Source organism: Bradyrhizobium sp. USDA 4532, assembly GCF_024171315.1.
In the GTDB taxonomy this organism is placed as follows: Bacteria; Pseudomonadota; Alphaproteobacteria; order Rhizobiales; family Xanthobacteraceae; genus Bradyrhizobium; species Bradyrhizobium australafricanum.
Map to the genome: position 1 here is coordinate 1,224,859 of NZ_JALJZN010000001.1, position 18,555 is coordinate 1,243,413.

Annotated in this window: 20 protein-coding genes; all 20 read left to right on the forward strand. The window is 64.8% G+C overall.

The window, feature by feature from the left end:
• Positions 1-28: 28 nt before the first annotated feature.
• The 20 genes from J2R76_RS05945 (at position 29) to J2R76_RS06040 (ending at position 18,473) form a co-directional block, all read left to right on the forward strand.
• Positions 29-394 carry an NADH-quinone oxidoreductase subunit A gene (locus J2R76_RS05945; RefSeq protein ID WP_018271860.1) on the forward strand — a complete coding sequence of 122 codons (366 nt, stop codon included), beginning with the start codon at positions 29-31 and terminating at the stop codon, positions 392-394.
• A gap of 50 nt (positions 395-444) precedes the next feature.
• Positions 445-990 carry an NADH-quinone oxidoreductase subunit B family protein gene (locus J2R76_RS05950; RefSeq protein ID WP_176936700.1) on the forward strand — a complete coding sequence of 182 codons (546 nt, stop codon included), beginning with the start codon at positions 445-447 and terminating at the stop codon, positions 988-990.
• A gap of 10 nt (positions 991-1,000) precedes the next feature.
• Entirely contained in the window at positions 1,001-1,618 is a 618-nt protein-coding gene (locus J2R76_RS05955) for an NADH-quinone oxidoreductase subunit C (protein WP_076825355.1), read from the forward strand.
• Entirely contained in the window at positions 1,615-2,811 is a 1,197-nt protein-coding gene (locus J2R76_RS05960) for an NADH-quinone oxidoreductase subunit D (protein WP_076825356.1), read from the forward strand. Before J2R76_RS05955 ends, J2R76_RS05960 begins: the two co-directional genes overlap by 4 nt.
• A gap of 41 nt (positions 2,812-2,852) precedes the next feature.
• The gene (gene nuoE / locus J2R76_RS05965) at positions 2,853-3,464 is read left to right on the forward strand and encodes an NADH-quinone oxidoreductase subunit NuoE (RefSeq protein WP_029080758.1); all 612 of its coding nucleotides are present in this window, start codon (positions 2,853-2,855) and stop codon (positions 3,462-3,464) included.
• A complete protein-coding gene (locus tag J2R76_RS05970) occupies positions 3,464-3,676 on the forward strand; it encodes a hypothetical protein (RefSeq protein WP_035631350.1) in 213 nt (70 codons plus the stop codon). Before nuoE ends, J2R76_RS05970 begins: the two co-directional genes overlap by 1 nt.
• A 19-nt stretch (positions 3,677-3,695) precedes the next feature.
• Entirely contained in the window at positions 3,696-5,021 is a 1,326-nt protein-coding gene (nuoF, locus tag J2R76_RS05975; RefSeq protein WP_057016471.1) for an NADH-quinone oxidoreductase subunit NuoF, read from the forward strand.
• A 5-nt stretch (positions 5,022-5,026) separates the two neighbouring features.
• A complete protein-coding gene (locus J2R76_RS05980) occupies positions 5,027-5,518 on the forward strand; it encodes a hypothetical protein (RefSeq protein WP_143270708.1) in 492 nt (163 codons plus the stop codon).
• Positions 5,519-5,525: 7 nt separating this feature from the next.
• The gene (nuoG, locus tag J2R76_RS05985) at positions 5,526-7,601 is read left to right on the forward strand and encodes an NADH-quinone oxidoreductase subunit NuoG (RefSeq protein ID WP_253623818.1); all 2,076 of its coding nucleotides are present in this window, start codon (positions 5,526-5,528) and stop codon (positions 7,599-7,601) included.
• 10 nt (positions 7,602-7,611) lie between these two features.
• Entirely contained in the window at positions 7,612-8,682 is a 1,071-nt protein-coding gene (nuoH, locus tag J2R76_RS05990) for an NADH-quinone oxidoreductase subunit NuoH (RefSeq protein ID WP_018271855.1), read from the forward strand.
• Positions 8,683-8,689: 7 nt separating this feature from the next.
• Positions 8,690-9,184, forward strand: coding sequence for an NADH-quinone oxidoreductase subunit NuoI (gene nuoI, locus J2R76_RS05995; protein WP_018271854.1), 495 nt, complete (start codon positions 8,690-8,692; stop codon positions 9,182-9,184).
• A 9-nt stretch (positions 9,185-9,193) separates the two neighbouring features.
• On the forward strand, positions 9,194-9,832 hold the full coding sequence (locus J2R76_RS06000; protein WP_028333975.1) for an NADH-quinone oxidoreductase subunit J: 639 nt from the start codon (positions 9,194-9,196) through the stop codon (positions 9,830-9,832).
• Entirely contained in the window at positions 9,829-10,137 is a 309-nt protein-coding gene (nuoK, locus tag J2R76_RS06005) for an NADH-quinone oxidoreductase subunit NuoK (RefSeq protein ID WP_016841823.1), read from the forward strand. The genes J2R76_RS06000 and nuoK overlap by 4 nt, the downstream gene beginning before the upstream one ends.
• Before the next feature lie 8 nt (positions 10,138-10,145).
• Positions 10,146-12,218, forward strand: a complete 2,073-nt coding sequence (gene nuoL, locus J2R76_RS06010) for an NADH-quinone oxidoreductase subunit L (RefSeq protein ID WP_076825360.1) — start codon at positions 10,146-10,148, stop codon at positions 12,216-12,218.
• The gene (locus tag J2R76_RS06015) at positions 12,219-13,733 is read left to right on the forward strand and encodes an NADH-quinone oxidoreductase subunit M (protein ID WP_076825362.1); all 1,515 of its coding nucleotides are present in this window, start codon (positions 12,219-12,221) and stop codon (positions 13,731-13,733) included. It abuts the gene before it with no gap.
• Positions 13,734-13,743: 10 nt separating this feature from the next.
• Positions 13,744-15,180: an NADH-quinone oxidoreductase subunit NuoN gene (gene nuoN, locus J2R76_RS06020; protein WP_057016475.1), complete on the forward strand. Its 1,437-nt coding sequence runs from the start codon at positions 13,744-13,746 to the stop codon at positions 15,178-15,180.
• A 58-nt stretch (positions 15,181-15,238) separates the two neighbouring features.
• Positions 15,239-16,045, forward strand: coding sequence for a biotin--[acetyl-CoA-carboxylase] ligase (locus J2R76_RS06025; protein ID WP_076825413.1), 807 nt, complete (start codon positions 15,239-15,241; stop codon positions 16,043-16,045).
• On the forward strand, positions 16,045-17,715 hold the full coding sequence (locus J2R76_RS06030; protein ID WP_253623819.1) for a ribonuclease J: 1,671 nt from the start codon (positions 16,045-16,047) through the stop codon (positions 17,713-17,715). The genes J2R76_RS06025 and J2R76_RS06030 overlap by 1 nt, the downstream gene beginning before the upstream one ends.
• 71 nt (positions 17,716-17,786) lie before the next feature.
• Positions 17,787-18,191 carry a methylmalonyl-CoA epimerase gene (gene mce, locus J2R76_RS06035; protein ID WP_057016476.1) on the forward strand — a complete coding sequence of 135 codons (405 nt, stop codon included), beginning with the start codon at positions 17,787-17,789 and terminating at the stop codon, positions 18,189-18,191.
• Positions 18,192-18,197: 6 nt separating this feature from the next.
• Complete coding sequence (locus tag J2R76_RS06040) at positions 18,198-18,473, forward strand: DUF1467 family protein (RefSeq protein WP_057016477.1); 276 nt, start codon at positions 18,198-18,200, stop codon at positions 18,471-18,473.
• The last annotated feature ends 82 nt before the right edge of the window (positions 18,474-18,555 follow it).

Below are 18,555 nucleotides of genomic sequence, written 5' to 3' on the forward strand. Positions count from 1 at the left end.
CCGAAACCGCAGCAAGAAGGCCTCGCCGATGACCGGCATCCTGCAGAATTATCTCCCGCTTGTGGTCTTTATCGGAGTCGCGAGCCTGATCGGTCTGGCACTCCTGATCGCGCCGTTCCTGGTCGCGTTCCAATCGCCGGACCCGGAAAAGCTGTCCGCCTATGAATGCGGATTCAACGCTTTTGACGACGCCCGCATGAAGTTCGACGTCCGGTTCTATCTGGTGGCGATCCTCTTCATCATCTTCGACCTCGAAGTGGCGTTCCTGTTCCCCTGGGCCGTGGCGTTCGGAAAGCTCGGCGCCACCGGGTTCTGGTCGATGATGGTGTTCCTGGCCGTGCTGACGGTCGGGTTTGCGTATGAATGGAAGAAAGGCGCGCTCGAATGGGATTGAGCCCCACCGCCGCAACCTCCCAGCCGGCGATTGCCAAATCTGAGATCGCCATGGCTCCGAGGGGTATCCTTGATCCGTCGACCGGTAAGCCGGTCGGCGCCAATGATCCGTTTTTCCTCGAGGTCAATCACGAGCTGTCCGACAAGGGCTTCTTCGTCGCTGCAGCCGATGACCTCATCACCTGGGCGCGCACCGGCTCCCTGATGTGGATGACCTTCGGTCTCGCCTGCTGTGCGGTCGAGATGATGCAGGTCTCGATGCCGCGCTATGACGTCGAACGCTTCGGCTTCGCACCGCGCGCCTCGCCGCGGCAGTCCGACGTGATGATCGTTGCGGGCACCCTGACCAACAAGATGGCGCCCGCGCTGCGCAAGGTCTACGACCAGATGCCGGAGCCGCGCTACGTGATCTCGATGGGCTCCTGCGCCAATGGCGGCGGCTACTATCACTACTCCTATTCGGTGGTGCGTGGCTGCGATCGCATCGTGCCGATCGACATCTACGTGCCCGGCTGCCCGCCCACGGCGGAAGCGCTGCTCTACGGTGTGCTGCTGCTGCAGAAGAAGATCCGCCGTATCGGCACTATTGAACGCTAAGGTTTCAGGTATGGACGACGGCAAGCTCGACGCCCTTGGGCAGACGATCGTGAGCGCGCTTCCGGGCGCGGCCACGGCGCACTCGGTCGCGTTCAATCAGCTCACTATCGACGTCGAGATTGGCAGAATCGTGGAGGTCGCCAGGTTTCTGCGTGACGATCCCGGCTGCCGTTTCGTCAACGTCACCGACGTGACCGCGGTCGACTATCCGAGCCGCGAGAAGCGCTTCGACGTCGTCTACCATCTGCTGTCGCCGACGCTGAACGCGCGCGTCCGTTTGCGCGGGCAGGCCGACGAGACCACGCAGGTGCCGTCGATCATCGGCGTCTTCCCGGGCGCCGACTGGTTCGAGCGCGAGACCTACGACCTCTATGGCGTGATCTTCACCGGCCATCCCGACATGCGCCGCCTGCTGACGGACTACGGCTTCGACGGCCATCCGCTGCGCAAGGATTTCCCGCTCACCGGCTTCGTCGAGGTCCGCTACGACGACCAGGAGAAGCGGGTGCTGTACGAGCCGGTCAGGCTCAACCAGGAATTCCGCAAGTTCGATTTCCTTTCGCCCTGGGAAGGCGCGGACTATCCGCTGCCCGGCGATGAGAAGGCCAAGGCGGAGCCGAAGCCATGAATGAACAGCCGCAAAACCTTCGTAACTTCACCATCAACTTTGGGCCGCAGCATCCGGCGGCGCACGGCGTGCTGCGCCTCGTGCTGGAGCTCGACGGCGAAGTCGTCGAACGCGTCGATCCGCATATCGGCCTGCTTCACCGCGGCACCGAGAAGCTGATCGAGCACAAGACCTATCTGCAGGCGATTCCCTATTTCGACCGGCTCGACTATGTCGCGCCGATGAACCAGGAGCATGCGTTCTGCCTCGCGGCGGAAAAGCTGCTCGGCATTACGGTGCCGCGCCGCGGCCAGTTGATCCGCGTGCTCTATTGCGAGATCGGCCGCATCCTGTCGCATCTGCTCAACGTCACCACCCAGGCGATGGACGTCGGCGCGCTGACCCCGCCGCTGTGGGGCTTCGAAGAGCGCGAGAAGCTGATGGTGTTCTATGAGCGCGCCTCGGGCTCGCGCATGCACGCGGCGTTCTTCCGCGTCGGCGGCGTGCATCAGGACCTGCCGCCGAAGCTGATCGACGACATCGAGGCGTGGTGCGATCCGTTCCTCAAGGTCGTCGACGACCTCGATCGGCTGCTCACCGGCAACCGCATCTTCAAGCAGCGCAACGTCGATATCGGCGTGGTGCCGCTCAAGGAAGCCTGGGAGTGGGGCTTCTCCGGCGTGATGGTGCGCGGCTCGGGCGCGGCCTGGGACCTGCGCAAGTCGCAGCCCTACGAGTGCTACGCCGAGATGGATTTCGACATTCCGATCGGAAAGAACGGCGACTGCTACGACCGCTATCTGATCCGCATGGAAGAGATGCGCCAGTCGGTGCGCATCATGAAGCAGTGCATCCAGAAGCTCAAGGCACCCGACGGGCAGGGCCCGGTCGTGGTCGAGGACAACAAGATCGCGCCGCCGCGCCGCGGTGAGATGAAGCGCTCGATGGAAGCGCTGATCCATCACTTCAAGCTCTACACCGAAGGCGTGCACGTGCCGGCCGGCGAAATCTATGCCGCGGTCGAGGCGCCGAAGGGCGAGTTCGGCGTCTACCTCGTCGCCGACGGCTCCAACAAGCCCTACAAGTGCAAGATCCGCGCGCCGGGCTTCGCCCATCTGCAGGCGATGGATCACATCTGCAGGGGCCATCTGCTGGCCGACGTTTCCGCCATCCTGGGCTCGCTGGACATCGTGTTCGGCGAAGTCGACCGGTGACGATGTCCGCATCCGAACCGCGCGCAATGAGAGTTTGATCGATGTCCGTCCGCCGCCTTGCCCCGAAGGAATTGCAGCCCGCGAGCTTCACGTTCACGGACGAGAATCTTGCCTGGGCCAAGAAGCAGATCGAGAAATATCCGCCGGGACGGCAGGCTTCGGCCGCGATCGCGATCCTGTGGCGCGTGCAGGAGCAGCATGACGGCTGGGTCTCGGAAGCCGCGATCCGCGCTGTCGCCGACCTGCTCGAGATGCCGCATATCCGCATGCTCGAGATCGCGACGTTCTACACCATGTTCCAGCTCTCGCCGGTCGGCAAGAAGGCGCATGTGCAGGTGTGCGGCACCACGCCGTGCCGGCTGCGCGGCGCCGCCGACCTGATCGAGGTCTGCCAGCACCGCATCCATCACGATCCCTTCCAGCTGTCGAAGGACGGCAACTTCTCCTGGGAAGAAGTCGAGTGCTTAGGGGCCTGCGTGAACGCGCCGATGGTGCTGATCTGGAAGGACACCTATGAGGACCTGACCAAGGAAAGCTTCGGCAAGGTCCTCGACGGCTTTGCCGCCGGCAATCCGCCGAAGCCGGGCCCGCAGGTCGACCGTCAGTTCTCGGCGCCCGCGGGCGGGCCGACGACGCTGAAGGAAACCACCTGATGCGGAGCTTTCAGGTGCTAGCAGATGAGACGGGAAGGGGCGCTGCGATGAAGGCTTGGCGCACGATCGCCCTGCATACCGTTGTCGCGGCGGGCTTCATGTTCCTGCTGCAACGCTACGGCCTGAGCGCCACGCTGGAATCCAGCCTGTTGTGGGCCATCGTGTTCGGCGGCTGCGCTGCCGGGCTCGCTTATTCGCAAGCCAATCGGTGATGTTCGGAAAGTTTTGAGCATGCTCGACGACAAGGACCGCATCTTCAAGAACCTCTACGGCCTGCATGATTGGGGCCTCGAGGGCGCGCGCCGCAGAGGCGCCTGGGATGGCACCAAAGGGATCATCGACAAGGGGCGCGACTGGATCATCAACGAGATGAAGGCGTCGGGTCTGCGTGGCCGCGGCGGCGCCGGCTTCCCGACCGGCATGAAGTGGTCCTTCATGCCGAAGGAATCCAAGGACGGCCGTCCGAGCTATCTCGTCGTCAACGCCGATGAGTCGGAGCCCGGCACCTGCAAGGACCGCGAGATCATGCGGCACGATCCGCATCTTTTGGTCGAGGGCTGCCTGCTCGCGAGCTTCGCGATGGGCGCGCATGCCTGCTACGTCTATATCCGCGGCGAGTTCATCCGCGAACGCGAGCGGCTGCAGGCGGCGATCGACCAGGCCTATGAGGCCAAGCTGGTCGGCAAGGACAATATCAACGGCTGGCCGTTCGACATCTATGTCGCGCACGGCGCCGGCGCCTATATCTGCGGCGAGGAGACCGCGCTGCTCGAGAGCCTCGAGGGCAAGAAGGGCCAGCCGCGGCTGAAGCCGCCGTTCCCGGCCAATGTCGGCCTCTATGGCTGCCCGACCACCGTCAACAACGTCGAGTCGATCGCGGTCGCGCCGGACATCCTGCGCCGCGGCGCCGCCTGGTTCGCCGGCATCGGCCGGCCGAACAATGTCGGCACCAAGCTGTTCTGCATCTCCGGCCACGTCGAACGGCCCTGCAACGTCGAAGAGGCGATGGGGATTCCGTTCCGCGAGCTGATCGAGAAGCATTGCGGCGGCATCCGCGGCGGCTGGGGCAATCTGAAGGCCGTGATCCCCGGCGGTTCGTCGGTGCGCATGGTGCCGGCCGAGCAGATCATCGACACGCCGATGGATTTCGACAGCCTGAGCAAGCTGCGCTCGGGCCTCGGCACCGCGGCGGTGATCGTGATGGACAAGTCGACCGACCTGATCCGGGCGATCGCGCGCATCTCCTATTTCTACAAGCATGAGAGCTGCGGCCAGTGCACGCCGTGCCGCGAGGGCACGGGGTGGATGTGGCGCGTCCTGACCCGGATGGCCGACGGCCGTGCCCACAAGCGCGAGATCGACATGCTGCTCGAGGTCACCAAGCAGGTCGAGGGCCACACTATCTGCGCGCTCGGCGACGCCGCCGCCTGGCCGATCCAGGGCCTGATCGCGCATTTCCGTCACGAGATCGAAGAGCGCATCGACCAATATTCGCACAAGGCCGATCTCGACGATCAGGGCATTCGCGATCCCATGCACATGGTAGCCGCGGAGTAATGTTGGTGATGACGCAACAGGCCGCATGGTGGCAGAAGTACGGGACGCTTGCGCAGATGGCGCAGGCGACCGTGGCGCTGCTCGGCTTTGTTGCAATCCTGCTGCAGATCAACGAAATCCGTACCTCGAACCGTGCTTCCAGCGCGCGTTCAGCGTTTCTCGGCTACACCGATCTCGCATTCCAGAATCCGAAATTCGCTCAGCCGGACTACGAGACCATCAAGGCCGCCGGTCGCGAAGAGCGGTCCCAATATGAGAGTTTTGTCTCGTATTTCCTCTATGCCTGCGAGGAGACCTTTGCCGCCTTCGCGGATAAGCGCGAATGGCAGGCATCGTGTGACTACGACCTGAAACCGCATCTGCCGTTCCTCTGCGAGAAGAACCAGGCGCAGCCTGCCTATCTCGCGACCTACGGCGCCGACACCCAGCAATGGGTGAAGACCTCATTGAAAACCGCGAGCGTCGCACCGCCCGACTGCAAGCTCGGAAAGACTTGAGACAGACATGAGCAAGATCATCGTCGATGGCAAAGAGATCGATGTGCCGCCGGAGTACACGCTGCTGCAGGCATGCGAGGCGGCCGGCGCAGAGATTCCGCGCTTCTGCTATCACGAGCGGCTGTCGATCGCCGGCAATTGCCGGATGTGCCTGGTCGAGGTGAAGGGCGGCCCGAAGCCGGTCGCGAGCTGCGCCTGGGCCGTGCGCGACTGCCGGCCGGGCCCGAAGGGCGAGCCGCCGGAAATCTCGACCCGTTCGCCGATGGTGAAGAAGGCGCGCGAAGGCGTGATGGAGTTCCTGCTGATCAACCATCCGCTGGACTGCCCGATCTGCGACCAGGGCGGCGAGTGCGATCTGCAGGACCAGGCGATGGGCTACGGCGTCGACACCAGCCGTTTCGCCGAGAACAAGCGCGCGGTCGAGGACAAGTATCTCGGCGCGCTGGTCAAGACCTCGATGAACCGCTGCATCCAGTGCACGCGCTGCGTCCGCTTCTCCGCCGAAGTCTGCGGCGCGCCGGAAATGGGCGCGACTGGCCGCGGCGAGGACATGGAGATCACCACCTATCTCGAGCAGGCGCTGAGCTCGGAGCTGCAGGGCAACCTGGTCGATATCTGCCCGGTCGGCGCGCTGACCTCGAAGCCCTACGCCTTCGCGGCGCGGCCCTGGGAGCTCGGCAAGACCCAGTCGGTCGACGTCATGGACGGCGTGGGATCTGCGATCCGCGTCGACACCCGCGGCCGCGAGGTGATGCGCATCCTGCCGCGCATCAACGAGGCGGTGAACGAGGAGTGGATCTCCGACAAGACCCGCCACATCGTCGACGGCCTGCGTACGCAGCGCCTCGACCGGCCCTATGTGCGCGAGAACGGCCAGCTCCGGCCGGCGACCTGGCAGGAAGCCTTCGCCGCCATCGCCGCCAAGGCCAGCCGCAGCGACGGCAAGCGGATCGGCGCGATCGCCGGCGATCTGGCCGCGGTCGACGAAATGTATGCGCTGAAGGAAATGCTCGCGAAGTTCGGCTCGGTCAATCTCGCCGTGCAGGGCGGCGATGCGTTCGACGCCAAGGCCGGCCGCGGCTCCTACATCTTCAATCCGACCATTGCCGGCATCGACCAGGCCGACGCGATCCTGATCATCGGCTCGCATCCGCGCAAGGAAGCCGCGGTGCTGAACGCGCGGATCCGCAAGCGCTGGCGCACCGGCGGGCTCAAGGTCGGCATGATCGGCGCCAAGGCCGATTTCACCTATGACCATGAGTATCTCGGTGCGGGTACTGACACGCTGGCCGATCTCGTGGCGGGCAAGCACTCCTTTGCCGACGTGCTGAAGAATGCGCAGCACCCGATCATCCTGGTCGGCGCCGGCGCCTACACCAGGCATGACGGCGCTGCGGTGCTGGCGCAGGCCGCCAAGCTCGCCGTTAATGTCGGCGCGCTGAAGGACGGCTGGAACGGCTTTGCCGTGTTGCAGGATACCGCCTCGCGCGCCGGCGCACTCGATATCGGCTTCTCGCCGGTGGCCGGTGGCCTGACCGCGGCGCAGATGACGACCTTCGGCACGCTCGACGTGCTGTTCCTGCTCGGCGCCGACGAGATCAAGGTGCCGGACGGCACCTTCGTGGTCTATATCGGCACCCATGGCGACCAGGGCGCGCATCGCGCCGACGTCATCCTGCCGGGCGCGGCCTATACCGAGAAGTCCGGCATCTACGTCAACACCGAAGGCCGGGCGCAGATCGCCAACCGCGCCGCATTCCCGCCGGGCGAGGCCCGCGAGGACTGGGCGATCATCCGCGCGCTGTCCGACGTGCTCGGCAAGAAGCTGCCGTTCGATTCGCTGCAGGCGCTGCGTCAGGCTATGTTCAAGGCCTACCCGCATCTGATGCGGCTCGACCAGATCGAGGCCGGCAAGCCCGACGACGTCAAGGCGCTGGCAGGCAAGGGCGGCAGCGTCGACAAGGCGGCATTCAAGCCGACCGTCGAGGACTTCTATCTGACCAACCCGATCGCGCGGGCCTCTGCCGTGATGGCGGAGTGCTCGCGGCTGGCGTCGGGCCGAATGCTGACGGCAGCGGAGTGAGCGTGACCTGATGGCTGAATTCTTCGCAAGCTCGTTCTGGACCGGCTTCCTCTGGCCGCTGATCATCATGGTCGCGGAGAGCCTGTTGCTGCTGGTCGTACTCCTGATCGCGATCGCCTACATCCTGCTCGCCGACCGCAAGATCTGGGCGGCGGTGCAGATCCGCCGCGGCCCCAACGTGGTCGGGCCGTTCGGATTGCTGCAATCCTTCGCCGACCTCCTGAAATTCGTGCTGAAGGAGCCGGTGATTCCGTCCGGCTCCAACAAGGGCGTGTTCCTGCTGGCGCCGCTGGTGTCGTGCATCCTGGCGCTGGCCGCCTGGGCGGTGATCCCGTTCGATCTCGGCTGGGTGATCTCCGACATCAATGTCGGCGTTCTCTACATCTTCGCGATCTCGTCGCTGTCGATCTACGGCATCATCATGGCCGGCTGGTCGTCGAACTCGAAGTATCCGTTCCTGGCCGCCCTGCGCTCGGCGGCGCAGATGGTGTCCTACGAGGTCTCGATCGGCTTCGTCATCATCACCGTGCTGCTCTGCGTCGGCTCGCTGAACCTATCGGCTGTGGTCGAGGCGCAGAACACCCGCGGGCTTGCGCACCTGATCGGCCTGCCGCAGCTCACCATCCTGAACTGGTATGTGTGGCCGCTGTTCCCGATGTTCGTGGTGTTCTACGTCTCGGCGCTCGCGGAAACCAATCGTCCGCCGTTCGACCTGGTCGAAGCCGAGTCCGAGCTGGTCGCCGGCTTCATGACCGAATACGGCTCGACCCCGTATCTTTTGTTCATGCTCGGCGAGTATGTCGCGATCACCACGATGTGCGCGCTGGCGTCGATCCTGTTCCTGGGCGGCTGGCTGCCGCCGGTCAATCTGCCGCCGTTCACCTGGATTCCGGGCATCGTCTGGTTCGCCCTGAAGGTGTTCTTCATGTTCTTCATGTTCGCGATGGCGAAGGCGATCGTGCCGCGCTACCGCTACGATCAACTGATGCGGCTCGGCTGGAAGGTGTTCCTGCCGCTGTCGCTGGCGATGGTGGTGATCGTGGCCGGCGTGCTGCAGTTCGCCGGCATCGCGCCGAAGTGAGGCCGTCATGAGTGTCAATGTCAACGCAACAGCCCGCTCGCTTCTGCTGTCGGAATTCGTCTCGGCGTTCTTCCTGGCGATGCGCTATTTCTTCCAGCCGAAGCCGACGCTGAACTATCCCTTCGAGAAGGGCCCGATCTCGCCGCGCTTCCGCGGCGAGCACGCGCTGCGCCGCTATCCGAACGGCGAGGAACGCTGCATCGCCTGCAAGCTGTGCGAGGCGATCTGCCCGGCGCAGGCGATCACGATCGAGGCCGGCCCGCGCCGCAACGACGGCACCCGCCGCACGGTGCGTTACGACATCGACATGGTGAAGTGCATCTATTGCGGCCTGTGCCAGGAGGCATGCCCGGTGGACGCCATCGTCGAGGGACCGAATTTCGAATTCGCGACCGAGACCCGCGAGGAACTGTACTATGACAAGGCCAAGCTGCTCGCCAATGGCGACCGCTGGGAGCGCGAGATCGCGAAGTCGATCGCGCTCGACGCGCCATACCGGTGAGGTGAGGGCATGATCCTTCCGGCGCTGTTCTTCTACCTGTTTGCTGCGGCCTGCGTGGCCTCGGCGGTCATGGTGATTGTCTCGCGCAATCCCGTGCACTCCGTGCTGTTCCTGATCCTGGCCTTCGTCAACGCGGCCGGGCTGTTCATCCTGATGGGCGCCGAGTTCCTCGGGATGATGCTGATCGTGGTCTATGTCGGCGCGGTCGCGGTGCTGTTCCTGTTCGTGATCATGATGCTCGACGTCGACTTCGTCGAGCTACGCGAGGGCTTCATCCAGTATCTGCCGATTGGCATCGTGATCGGCGGCATCTTCATGTTCGAGCTGCTGCTCGTCGTCGGCGCCTGGGTGATCAACCCGGCCGTGACCAAGACGATCACCGCGGCGATCCCGACCAATGTCAGCAACACCGAGGCGCTCGGCCTCGTGCTCTATACGAAGTACATCCATTACTTCCAGCTCGCCGGCATGGTGCTGCTGGTCGCGATGATCGGCGCCATCGTGCTGACGCTGCGCCACAAGGCCAAGGTCAAGCGGCAGAACATCAACGTGCAGAACGCGCGCACGCCCGAGATGGCGATGGCGATGCGCAAGGTGGCGTCGGGGCAGGGCCTGCAGGATGCCGACGCGGCGGAGTGGGTGAAATGACGATCGGGCTCGGACACTATCTCGCGGTCGCCGCGATCCTGTTCACGCTCGGGATCCTCGGCATCTTCCTCAACCGCAAGAACATCATCGTCATCCTGATGTCGATCGAGCTGATCCTGCTGTCGGTTAACATCAACCTGGTGGCGTTCTCGACCTTCCTCGGCGACATCGTCGGCCAGGTGTTCGCGCTCTTGGTGCTGACGGTGGCCGCCGCCGAGGCTGCGATCGGTCTCGCCGTGCTGGTGGTGTATTTCCGCAACCGCGGTTCGATCGCGGTTGAAGACGTCAATCTGATGAAGGGCTAGGCGCAGTTATGGTTCAGGCAATCGTATTCCTGCCTCTGCTGGGCGCCATCCTCGCAGGCATTATCTCGCTGGTCGGTGCCCATGCGCGCTGCCCGAGCGGCGATACCGTCGACCATCACGACGATGCGCATGGCGACGCCCATGCCTCCGCGGCCCATGACGATCACGGCCATGATGACCATGGCCATGACGATCACCATGTCTCCGAGCCGGCGGCCGCCGGCTCGCGCCTTGCCGAGCTGATCACCACGGGCCTCTTGTTCGTGTCGGCGGCGCTGTCGTGGTTCACGCTGGTCGATGTCGGCTTCATGCACCATGACGCGCGCGTCGTGCTGCTGCCCTGGATCAACTCGGGCGATCTGCAGGTGGCCTGGACGCTGCGGGTCGACACCCTGACCGCGGTGATGCTGGTCGTGGTCAACACGGTGTCCGCGCTCGTCCACCTCTATTCCATCGGCTACATGGACGAGGATCCGAACCGGCCGCGCTTCTTCGGCTATCTCTCGCTGTTCACCTTCGCGATGTTGATGCTGGTGACGTCGGACAACCTCGTTCAGCTGTTCTTCGGCTGGGAGGGCGTCGGCCTCGCGAGCTACTTGCTGATCGGGTTCTGGTACCAGAAGCCGTCGGCCAATGCCGCGGCGATCAAGGCCTTCGTGGTCAACCGCGTCGGCGACTTCGGCTTCGCGCTCGGCATCTTCGCGATCTACGCGCTGGTCGGCTCGACCGATTTCGAGACCATCTTCCATGCCGCGCCCGGTCTGACCGGCAAGACCATCAACTTCTTCGGCTGGCAGGCCGACGCGCTGACCTTGACCTGCCTGTTGCTGTTCATGGGCGCGATGGGCAAGTCGGCCCAGTTCCTGCTGCACACCTGGTTGCCGGACGCGATGGAAGGTCCGACCCCGGTGTCGGCACTGATCCATGCCGCGACCATGGTCACCGCCGGCGTGTTCATGGTGGCGCGGCTGTCGCCGCTGTTCGAGCTGTCGCCGACCGCGCAGGCGGTGGTGATGTTCTTCGGCGCGACCACGGCGTTCTTCGCCGCCACGATCGGCCTCGTGCAGAACGACATCAAGCGCATCGTCGCGTATTCGACCTGTTCGCAGCTCGGCTACATGTTCGTGGCGATGGGAGCGGGGGCCTATTCGGTCGGCATGTTCCACCTGTTCACGCACGCCTTCTTCAAGGCGCTGCTGTTCTTAGGGTCAGGCTCGGTGATCTACGCGATGCATCACGAGCAGGACATCCGCAACATGGGCGGCCTGTGGCGCAAGATCCCGTACACCTTCGCGGTGATGTGCATTGGCACCCTGGCGCTGACCGGCTTCCCGCTGTTCGCCGGCTACTTCTCCAAGGACGCGATCATCGAGGCGGCCTATGCGGCGCATAATCCGTTCGCGACCTACGCCTATCTCTTGACCATCGTGGCCGCCGGCCTGACCTCGTTCTACTCCTGGCGCCTGATCTTCAAGACGTTCTTCGGCGAGCCGCACGACCAGAAGCACTACGACGCGGCGCATGAGAGCCCGGTGTGGATGCTGGTGCCGATCGGCGTGCTCGCCGCCGGCTCGATCCTGGCGGGCCTGCCGTTCAAGGAGCTGTTCGTCAACCCGCACGGCGTGGAAGAGTTCTTCCGCGAGTCCGTGAAGATGAACCCGCACATCCTCGAGGACATGGAGCACATGCCGGGCTGGCTTGCGCCGCTGCCCACCGTGATGATGGCGCTCGGCCTGTTCATCTCGTATCTGTTCTACATCCGCAGGCCGTACCTACCGGTCGAGCTCGCGCAGCAGCAGCCGATGCTGTACCAGTTCCTGCTCAACAAATGGTACTTCGACGAGCTGTACGACTGGATCTTCGTGCGCCCGGCGAAGTGGCTCGGCTACACGCTGTGGAAGAAGGGCGACGGCTTCATCATCGACGGCTTCGGTCCCGATGGCGTCTCCGCCCGCGTGCTCGACGTCACCCGCAACGTCGTGAAATTGCAGACCGGCTACCTCTATCACTACGCATTCGCGATGCTGATCGGGGCCGCCGGATTGATCACCTGGTTCATGTTCGGCTTGGGAGGCCAGTAGATGACAACCTGGCCCATCCTTTCGGTCACGACCTTCCTGCCGGCGGTCGGTGCGATCCTGGTCTATCTGCTGGCGCGGGGCGGTGACGAGACCGCGAGCCGCACGGCGCGCTGGATCGCGCTGTGGACCACGCTGATCACCTTCGCGATCTCGCTGATCCTGGTGGCGCGCTTCGATCCGGCCTCGACCGACTTCCAGTTCGTCGAGAAGGCGTCCTGGCTCGCCACCGGCATCACCTATCACATGGGCGTCGACGGCATCTCGCTGCCGCTGATCATCCTGACTACCGCGATCATGCCGCTCTGCATCATCGCGAGCTGGAAGTCGGTGACGCAGCGCGTCGGCGAATACATGATGGCGTTCTTGATCCTGGAAACGCTGATGGTCGGCACCTTCTCGGCGCTCGACCTCGTGCTGTTCTATTTGTTCTTCGAGGGCGGCCTGATCCCGATGTTCCTGATCATCGGCGTCTGGGGCGGCCCGCGCCGGGTCTATGCGTCGTTCAAGTTCTTCCTCTACACCTTCCTCGGCTCGGTCCTGATGCTGCTCGCCATCATGGCGCTGTACTGGAACGCCGGGACGACCGACATCCCGACCCTGATGCACACCGTGGTGCCGCGGTCGATGCAGACCTGGGCGTGGCTGGCCTTCTTCGCCTCGTTCGCGGTGAAGATGCCGATGTGGCCGGTGCACACATGGCTGCCGGACGCGCACGTCGAGGCGCCGACGGCGGGCTCGGTGATCCTGGCCGCGATCCTCCTGAAGATGGGCGGCTACGGCTTCCTGCGCTTCTCGCTGCCGATGTTCCCGCTGGCCTCGCACGACTTCGCGCCGTTCGTGTTCGTGCTATCCGTCATTGCCATCATCTACACCTCGCTGGTGGCGATGATGCAGGAGGACATGAAGAAGCTGATCGCGTATTCGTCCGTCGCGCATATGGGCTTCGTCACCATGGGCATCTTCGCGGTGACGACGCAGGGCGTCGCCGGCGGCATGTTCCAGATGGTCTCGCACGGCATCGTCTCCGGCGCGCTGTTCCTTTGCGTCGGCGTCGTCTACGACCGCATGCACACCCGCGAGATCGCGGCCTATGGCGGTCTCGTCAACCGGATGCCGCTCTACGCGCTGACCTTCATGGTCTTCACCATGGCCAATGTCGGTCTGCCGGGCACCAGCGGATTCGTCGGCGAGTTCATGACGCTGCTCGGCACCTTCAAGATCTCGCTGCCGACGGCGTTCTTCGCCACCACCGGCGTGATCCTGTCGGCCTGCTACGCGCTCTGGCTCTACCGCAAGGTGGTGTTCGGGGCGCTGGTCAAGCCGTCGCTGATGTCGATCAAGGATCTCACCTTCCGCGAATGCGTGACGCTGTTCCCGCTGATCGCACTGACCATCCTGTTCGGCGTCTATCCGAAGCCGGTGCTCGACATGTCGGCGGCCTCGGTGCAGCAGCTCGTCAACAATTACCAAACCGCCGTGACTGCCGTGAAGGCAGCCGCGCTGACCGTCCAGTAAGGCCCTCGTCATGAGCTTTTCCAGTGCAGGTTATCAGTTGCAGCCGGTGCTCCCGGAGCTGGTGCTCGCGGTCGGCGCCATGGTGCTGTTGATGATCGGAGCCTATCGCGGGCAGGGGACGACGCGGCTCGTCACGGCGCTGGCGATCTGTCTCCTGGTGCTGACCGGCGTGCTGGAGCTCTGGTTGCCGGCCGGCAAGCTCGTGACCTTCGGCGGCAGCTTCATCGTCGATGATTTCGCGCGCTTCCTGAAGGTCCTCGCGCTGATCGCCTCGGCGGCAACCCTGATCCTGTCGACGGAGTACCTGTCACAGCCGTCGAGCCGCAACTTCGAGTTCTCGATCCTGGTGCTGCTGTCGACGCTCGGCATGATGGTGCTGATCTCGGCCGGCGACCTGATCTCGCTCTATCTCGGCCTCGAGCTGATGAGCCTTGCGCTCTACGTCGTCGCCGCCAGCCAGCGCGACAACGCCAAGTCGAGCGAGGCGGGCCTGAAGTATTTCGTGCTCGGGGCGCTGTCGTCGGGCATGCTGCTCTACGGCGCCTCGCTGATCTACGGCTTCACCGGCACCGTCAGCTTCGCCGGCATCGCGGCCGCCGCGACGACCGGCAGCATCGGCATCGTGTTCGGCCTGGTGTTCCTGCTCGCCGGCCTCTGCTTCAAGGTGTCGGCGGTGCCGTTCCACATGTGGACGCCCGACGTCTATGAGGGCGCGCCGACGCCGGTGACGGCGTTCTTCGCGTCCGCCCCGAAGGTCGCGGCGCTCGCGGTGTTCACCCGCGCGACGCTGACCGCGTTCCCGGGCATCGTCACCCAGTGGCAGCAGATCCTGGTGTTCGTGGCGATCGCCTCGATGGCGCTGGGCTCATTCGCGGCGATCGGCCAGACCAACATCAAGCGGCTGATGGCCTATTCCTCGATCGGCCATATGGGCTTTGCGCTGGTCGGCCTCGCCTCCGGCACGGTCGAGGGCGCCCAGGGCGTCCTGATCTACATCACGATCTACGTCGCGATGACGCTCGGTTCCTTCAGCATCATCCTGGCGATGAAGCGCAACGGCCAGGCGCTGGAGCAGATCAGCGATTTCGCCGGGCTGTCCCGCACCAACCCGTTGCTCGCCTTCATCTTCGCGATGCTGCTGTTCTCGCTGGCCGGCGTGCCGCCGCTCGCCGGGTTCTTCGGCAAATGGTACGTGTTCGTCGCCGCGATCAAGGCCAATCTGTTCACGCTCGCCGTGATCGGCGTGCTGACCAGCGTGGTGGGTGCGTTCTACTATCTGTCGATCGTCAAGGTGATGTATTTCGACCAGCCGCTCGGCAAGCTCGACCCGGTCCGCGTCGAGCTGCGCACCGTGCTGGCGGTCGCCGGCATCTTCAATATCTTCTACTTCGCCTATCCGGGCCCGCTGGTGAGTGTGGCCACGGCGGCGGCAAAATCGCTATTTTGACGCGTGCGGTTCCGAAATCGGGATGGCTTTCGGAACCAATCATGCGCATAACGCTGACATGACCTTCACGCTCGGGCCCCGGGCCATAGCGGCGGGCTATCGGCTCGCCGCCTTCGATCAGATCGGCTCGACCAATGCCGAGGCGATGCTGCGCGCCCGCGGCGGCGAGCGGGGGCCGATGTGGTTCGTGACGCCCGAACAGACCGCGGGCCGCGGGCGGCGGCAGCGGGTCTGGGTCGCGCCGCGCGGCAATCTCGCCAGCACGATCCTCGAGGTGACGGACGTCCAGCCGGCAGTCGCCGCTACCCTCGGCTTCGCCGCCGGGCTGTCGCTCGAAGCTGCGCTGCGGAAGGTCAGCATCGAGGCGGCGCTGCGGCTCGGGCCGGACAGCCCGAAGTTCACCCTGAAATGGCCGAACGACGTGCTGGCCAACGGCAGGAAGCTCTCGGGCATCCTGCTTGAGGCCGAAGCCATCGGGAGCCGGCTGGCGGTCGTCGTCGGCATCGGCACCAATGTCGTCGCAGCACCAGAGGGGACGCCGACGCCGGCCGTATCGCTCGCGGCGCTCGGCATCCAGATCGGGGCGGAGGAGCTGTTTGCCGCGCTGTCGGACGCCTGGGTCGAGTTTCGCGGCATCTGGGACGACGGCCGCGGCTTCCCCGAGATCCGCAGGCTGTGGCTGGAGCGCGCGGCCGGGCTCGGCGAGAAGGTCGCGGTCCAGACCGGCTCGGCGACCCTTGAGGGCACGTTCGACACCATCGATGATACCGGCTGCCTGATCGTCCGCACTGCTGATGGCGAGCGCCTGCCCGTGACCGCCGGCGAGGTCTATTTCGGCACCGCAGCCTCGGTGAGGGCGAACTGATGGCGCGTCCGGACGAGCTCACCTTTGCGCCGCTCGGCGGCGTCGGCGAGATCGGCATGAACCTGTCGATCTACGGCCTCGGCAACCGCCACCAGCGGTCCTTCCTCGCGGTCGATCTCGGCGTCTCCTTCGGCGACGAGGAGCATCTGCCGGGCATCGACCTGATCATGCCCGACGTCCGCTTCCTCGAGAAGGAGCGCAACAATCTGGTGGGCCTCGTGCTGACGCACGCCCATGAGGATCATTTCGGTGCCATTATCGATCTTTGGCCGAAGCTCGGCTGCAAGATCTACGCGACGCAATTCAGCGCGGCGCTGTTCGAGGCCAAATGCGCCGCCGAGCGCAACCCGCCAAAAATCCCGGTCACGGTGATCCCGTCGGGCGGGCGAGTCGATATCGGTCCGTTCAATGTCGAGTTCATCCCGGTCGCGCATTCGATTCCGGAATCGCACGCGCTGGCGATCAAGACCGATCTCGGCACCGTGCTGCATACCGGCGACTGGAAGATCGATCCGACCCCGATCATCGGCCAGCCGACCGACGAGCGGCGGCTGCGCGAGCTCGGCGATGAAGGCGTGCTGGCGCTGGTCGGCGATTCCACCAATGCGGTGCGCGACGGGCGCTCGCCGTCGGAGACCGAGGTCGCCGCCACAATCAAGAAGCTGGTCAAGGCGGCCAAGGGCCGGGTCGCGGTCACGACCTTCGCCTCCAATGTCGCCCGGGTGCGGGCGGTGGCGGACGCCGCCAACGCCGCCGACCGCGAGGTCGTCGTGGTCGGCCGTGCCATGGAGCGCGTGGTGCAGGTGGCGCGCGAATGCGGCTATCTCGATGGCTCGCATAAATTCCGCAGCGCCGACTATTACGGCCATTTCCCGGCCGACAAGGTGCTGGCGCTGTGCACCGGCAGCCAGGGCGAGCCGCGTGCGGCGCTGGCGCGGATCGCCAATGACGACCATCCGCAGGTCACCCTGAACAAGGGCGACACCGTGATCTTCTCCTCCCGCACCATTCCCGGCAACGAGAAGGCGGTCGGCTCGATCATCAACAACCTCGTCATGCAGGGCGTCGAGATCATCACCGACCGCGAGCATCTGGTGCACGTCTCCGGCCACCCGCGCCGCGACGAGCTGCGCGACATGATCTCCTGGGTGCGGCCGCAACTGCTGATCCCCGTCCATGGCGAGGCGCTGCATCTCGCCGAACACGCCAAGCTGGCGCGCGCCGCCGGCGTGCCCAAGGTCCTGACCTGCCGCAACGGCGACCTCGTCAAGCTCGGGCCCGGCGAGCCCGGCATCATCGGCGAGGTGCCGGCGGGGCGGCTCTACAAGGACGGAACCATCCTGGAGGACGCCAAGTCGCGCGCTGTGGTGGAGCGGCGGCGGATGGGCTTTGCCGGCTGCGCCTTCGTCGCCATCGCCATGACCGAGCAGGGCGAGCTCGTCGACGATCCCGAGGTTGATCTGGTCGGCATGCCGGAGAACAATGCGGCGGGCGGACTGCTCGACGACATCGTGTTCGATGTGGTGGTATCGACGATCGAGGGCCTGCCGAAGCCGCGGCGGCGCGATCCGGACGCGCTGGGGGAATCGGTGCGGCGCGCGGTGCGGGCGGCGCTGAACGAGCAATGGGGCAAGAAGCCGATCTGCGTCGTGCACGTTCTGACGGTTTGAGCCTAAGCATGATCCGGAAGAGTGCAAAGCGATTTTCCGAAAAGATCATGCTCAACTAAAGGGAGAGAGAGATGCTGGGCCGGCTCAATCACGTCGCGATCGCGGTCAAGGACGCCAAGCAGGCCGCGAAGATCTACGGCACTGCCTTCAATGCCGAGATTTCCGATGCGGTGCCGCTGCCGGAACACGGCGTGATTACCGTGTTCGTGACGCTGCCGAACACCAAGATCGAGTTCATCGAGCCGCTGGGCGAGACCTCGCCGATCGCGAAATTCGTCGAGCGCAATGCCGACGGCGGCATCCACCATGTCTGCTACGACGTGCCCGACATCATCGCGGCCCGTGACCGCATGATCGCCGAGGGTGCGCGGGTGCTGGGCGACGGCCAGCCGAAGATCGGCGCGCATGGCAAGCCGGTGCTGTTCTTCCACCCGAAGGACTTTTCCGGCGCCCTGGTCGAGATCGAACAGGCCTGAGGCCGCATGGCTTACCAGATCTCCACCGGACTTGCGATCTACTTCGTGCTTTGGTGGCTCGTGCTGTTCCTGACGCTGCCGTTCGGCGTGCGCAGCCAGCACGAGGACAATGTCGGCGCGCCCGGCACCGACCCCGGCGCGCCGATCCTAGCGCGGATGGGCCGCAAGCTGCTGTGGACCACGCTGATTTCCGCCGTGATCTTCGCGATCGCGATGTGGGCCTATCATTCCGGCTATCTCTCGATCGAGCGGCTGTCGAAGCTGATGGGAATGCCGTTCTGATACGCAGAAGTAGCCCGCATGAGCGAAGCGACATGCGGGATCACTTTCCCGGGTATCGCGGAGCCTGTCATCGGGCGCGCGT

What these genes read in the sequence shown, in the direction of transcription:
- J2R76_RS05945 (WP_018271860.1), top strand. Translation starts at nt 29, where the DNA reads ATGACCGGCATCCTGCAGAATTATCTCCCGCTTGTGGTCTTTATCGGA.
- J2R76_RS05950 (WP_176936700.1), top strand. Translation starts at nt 445, where the DNA reads ATGGCTCCGAGGGGTATCCTTGATCCGTCGACCGGTAAGCCGGTCGGC.
- J2R76_RS05955 (WP_076825355.1), top strand. Translation starts at nt 1,001, where the DNA reads ATGGACGACGGCAAGCTCGACGCCCTTGGGCAGACGATCGTGAGCGCG.
- J2R76_RS05960 (WP_076825356.1), top strand. Translation starts at nt 1,615, where the DNA reads ATGAATGAACAGCCGCAAAACCTTCGTAACTTCACCATCAACTTTGGG.
- nuoE (WP_029080758.1), top strand. Translation starts at nt 2,853, where the DNA reads ATGTCCGTCCGCCGCCTTGCCCCGAAGGAATTGCAGCCCGCGAGCTTC.
- J2R76_RS05970 (WP_035631350.1), top strand. Translation starts at nt 3,464, where the DNA reads ATGCGGAGCTTTCAGGTGCTAGCAGATGAGACGGGAAGGGGCGCTGCG.
- nuoF (WP_057016471.1), top strand. Translation starts at nt 3,696, where the DNA reads ATGCTCGACGACAAGGACCGCATCTTCAAGAACCTCTACGGCCTGCAT.
- nuoG (WP_253623818.1), top strand. Translation starts at nt 5,526, where the DNA reads ATGAGCAAGATCATCGTCGATGGCAAAGAGATCGATGTGCCGCCGGAG.
- nuoH (WP_018271855.1), top strand. Translation starts at nt 7,612, where the DNA reads ATGGCTGAATTCTTCGCAAGCTCGTTCTGGACCGGCTTCCTCTGGCCG.
- nuoI (WP_018271854.1), top strand. Translation starts at nt 8,690, where the DNA reads ATGAGTGTCAATGTCAACGCAACAGCCCGCTCGCTTCTGCTGTCGGAA.
- J2R76_RS06000 (WP_028333975.1), top strand. Translation starts at nt 9,194, where the DNA reads ATGATCCTTCCGGCGCTGTTCTTCTACCTGTTTGCTGCGGCCTGCGTG.
- nuoK (WP_016841823.1), top strand. Translation starts at nt 9,829, where the DNA reads ATGACGATCGGGCTCGGACACTATCTCGCGGTCGCCGCGATCCTGTTC.
- nuoL (WP_076825360.1), top strand. Translation starts at nt 10,146, where the DNA reads ATGGTTCAGGCAATCGTATTCCTGCCTCTGCTGGGCGCCATCCTCGCA.
- J2R76_RS06015 (WP_076825362.1), top strand. Translation starts at nt 12,219, where the DNA reads ATGACAACCTGGCCCATCCTTTCGGTCACGACCTTCCTGCCGGCGGTC.
- nuoN (WP_057016475.1), top strand. Translation starts at nt 13,744, where the DNA reads ATGAGCTTTTCCAGTGCAGGTTATCAGTTGCAGCCGGTGCTCCCGGAG.
- J2R76_RS06025 (WP_076825413.1), top strand. Translation starts at nt 15,239, where the DNA reads ATGACCTTCACGCTCGGGCCCCGGGCCATAGCGGCGGGCTATCGGCTC.
- J2R76_RS06030 (WP_253623819.1), top strand. Translation starts at nt 16,045, where the DNA reads ATGGCGCGTCCGGACGAGCTCACCTTTGCGCCGCTCGGCGGCGTCGGC.
- mce (WP_057016476.1), top strand. Translation starts at nt 17,787, where the DNA reads ATGCTGGGCCGGCTCAATCACGTCGCGATCGCGGTCAAGGACGCCAAG.
- J2R76_RS06040 (WP_057016477.1), top strand. Translation starts at nt 18,198, where the DNA reads ATGGCTTACCAGATCTCCACCGGACTTGCGATCTACTTCGTGCTTTGG.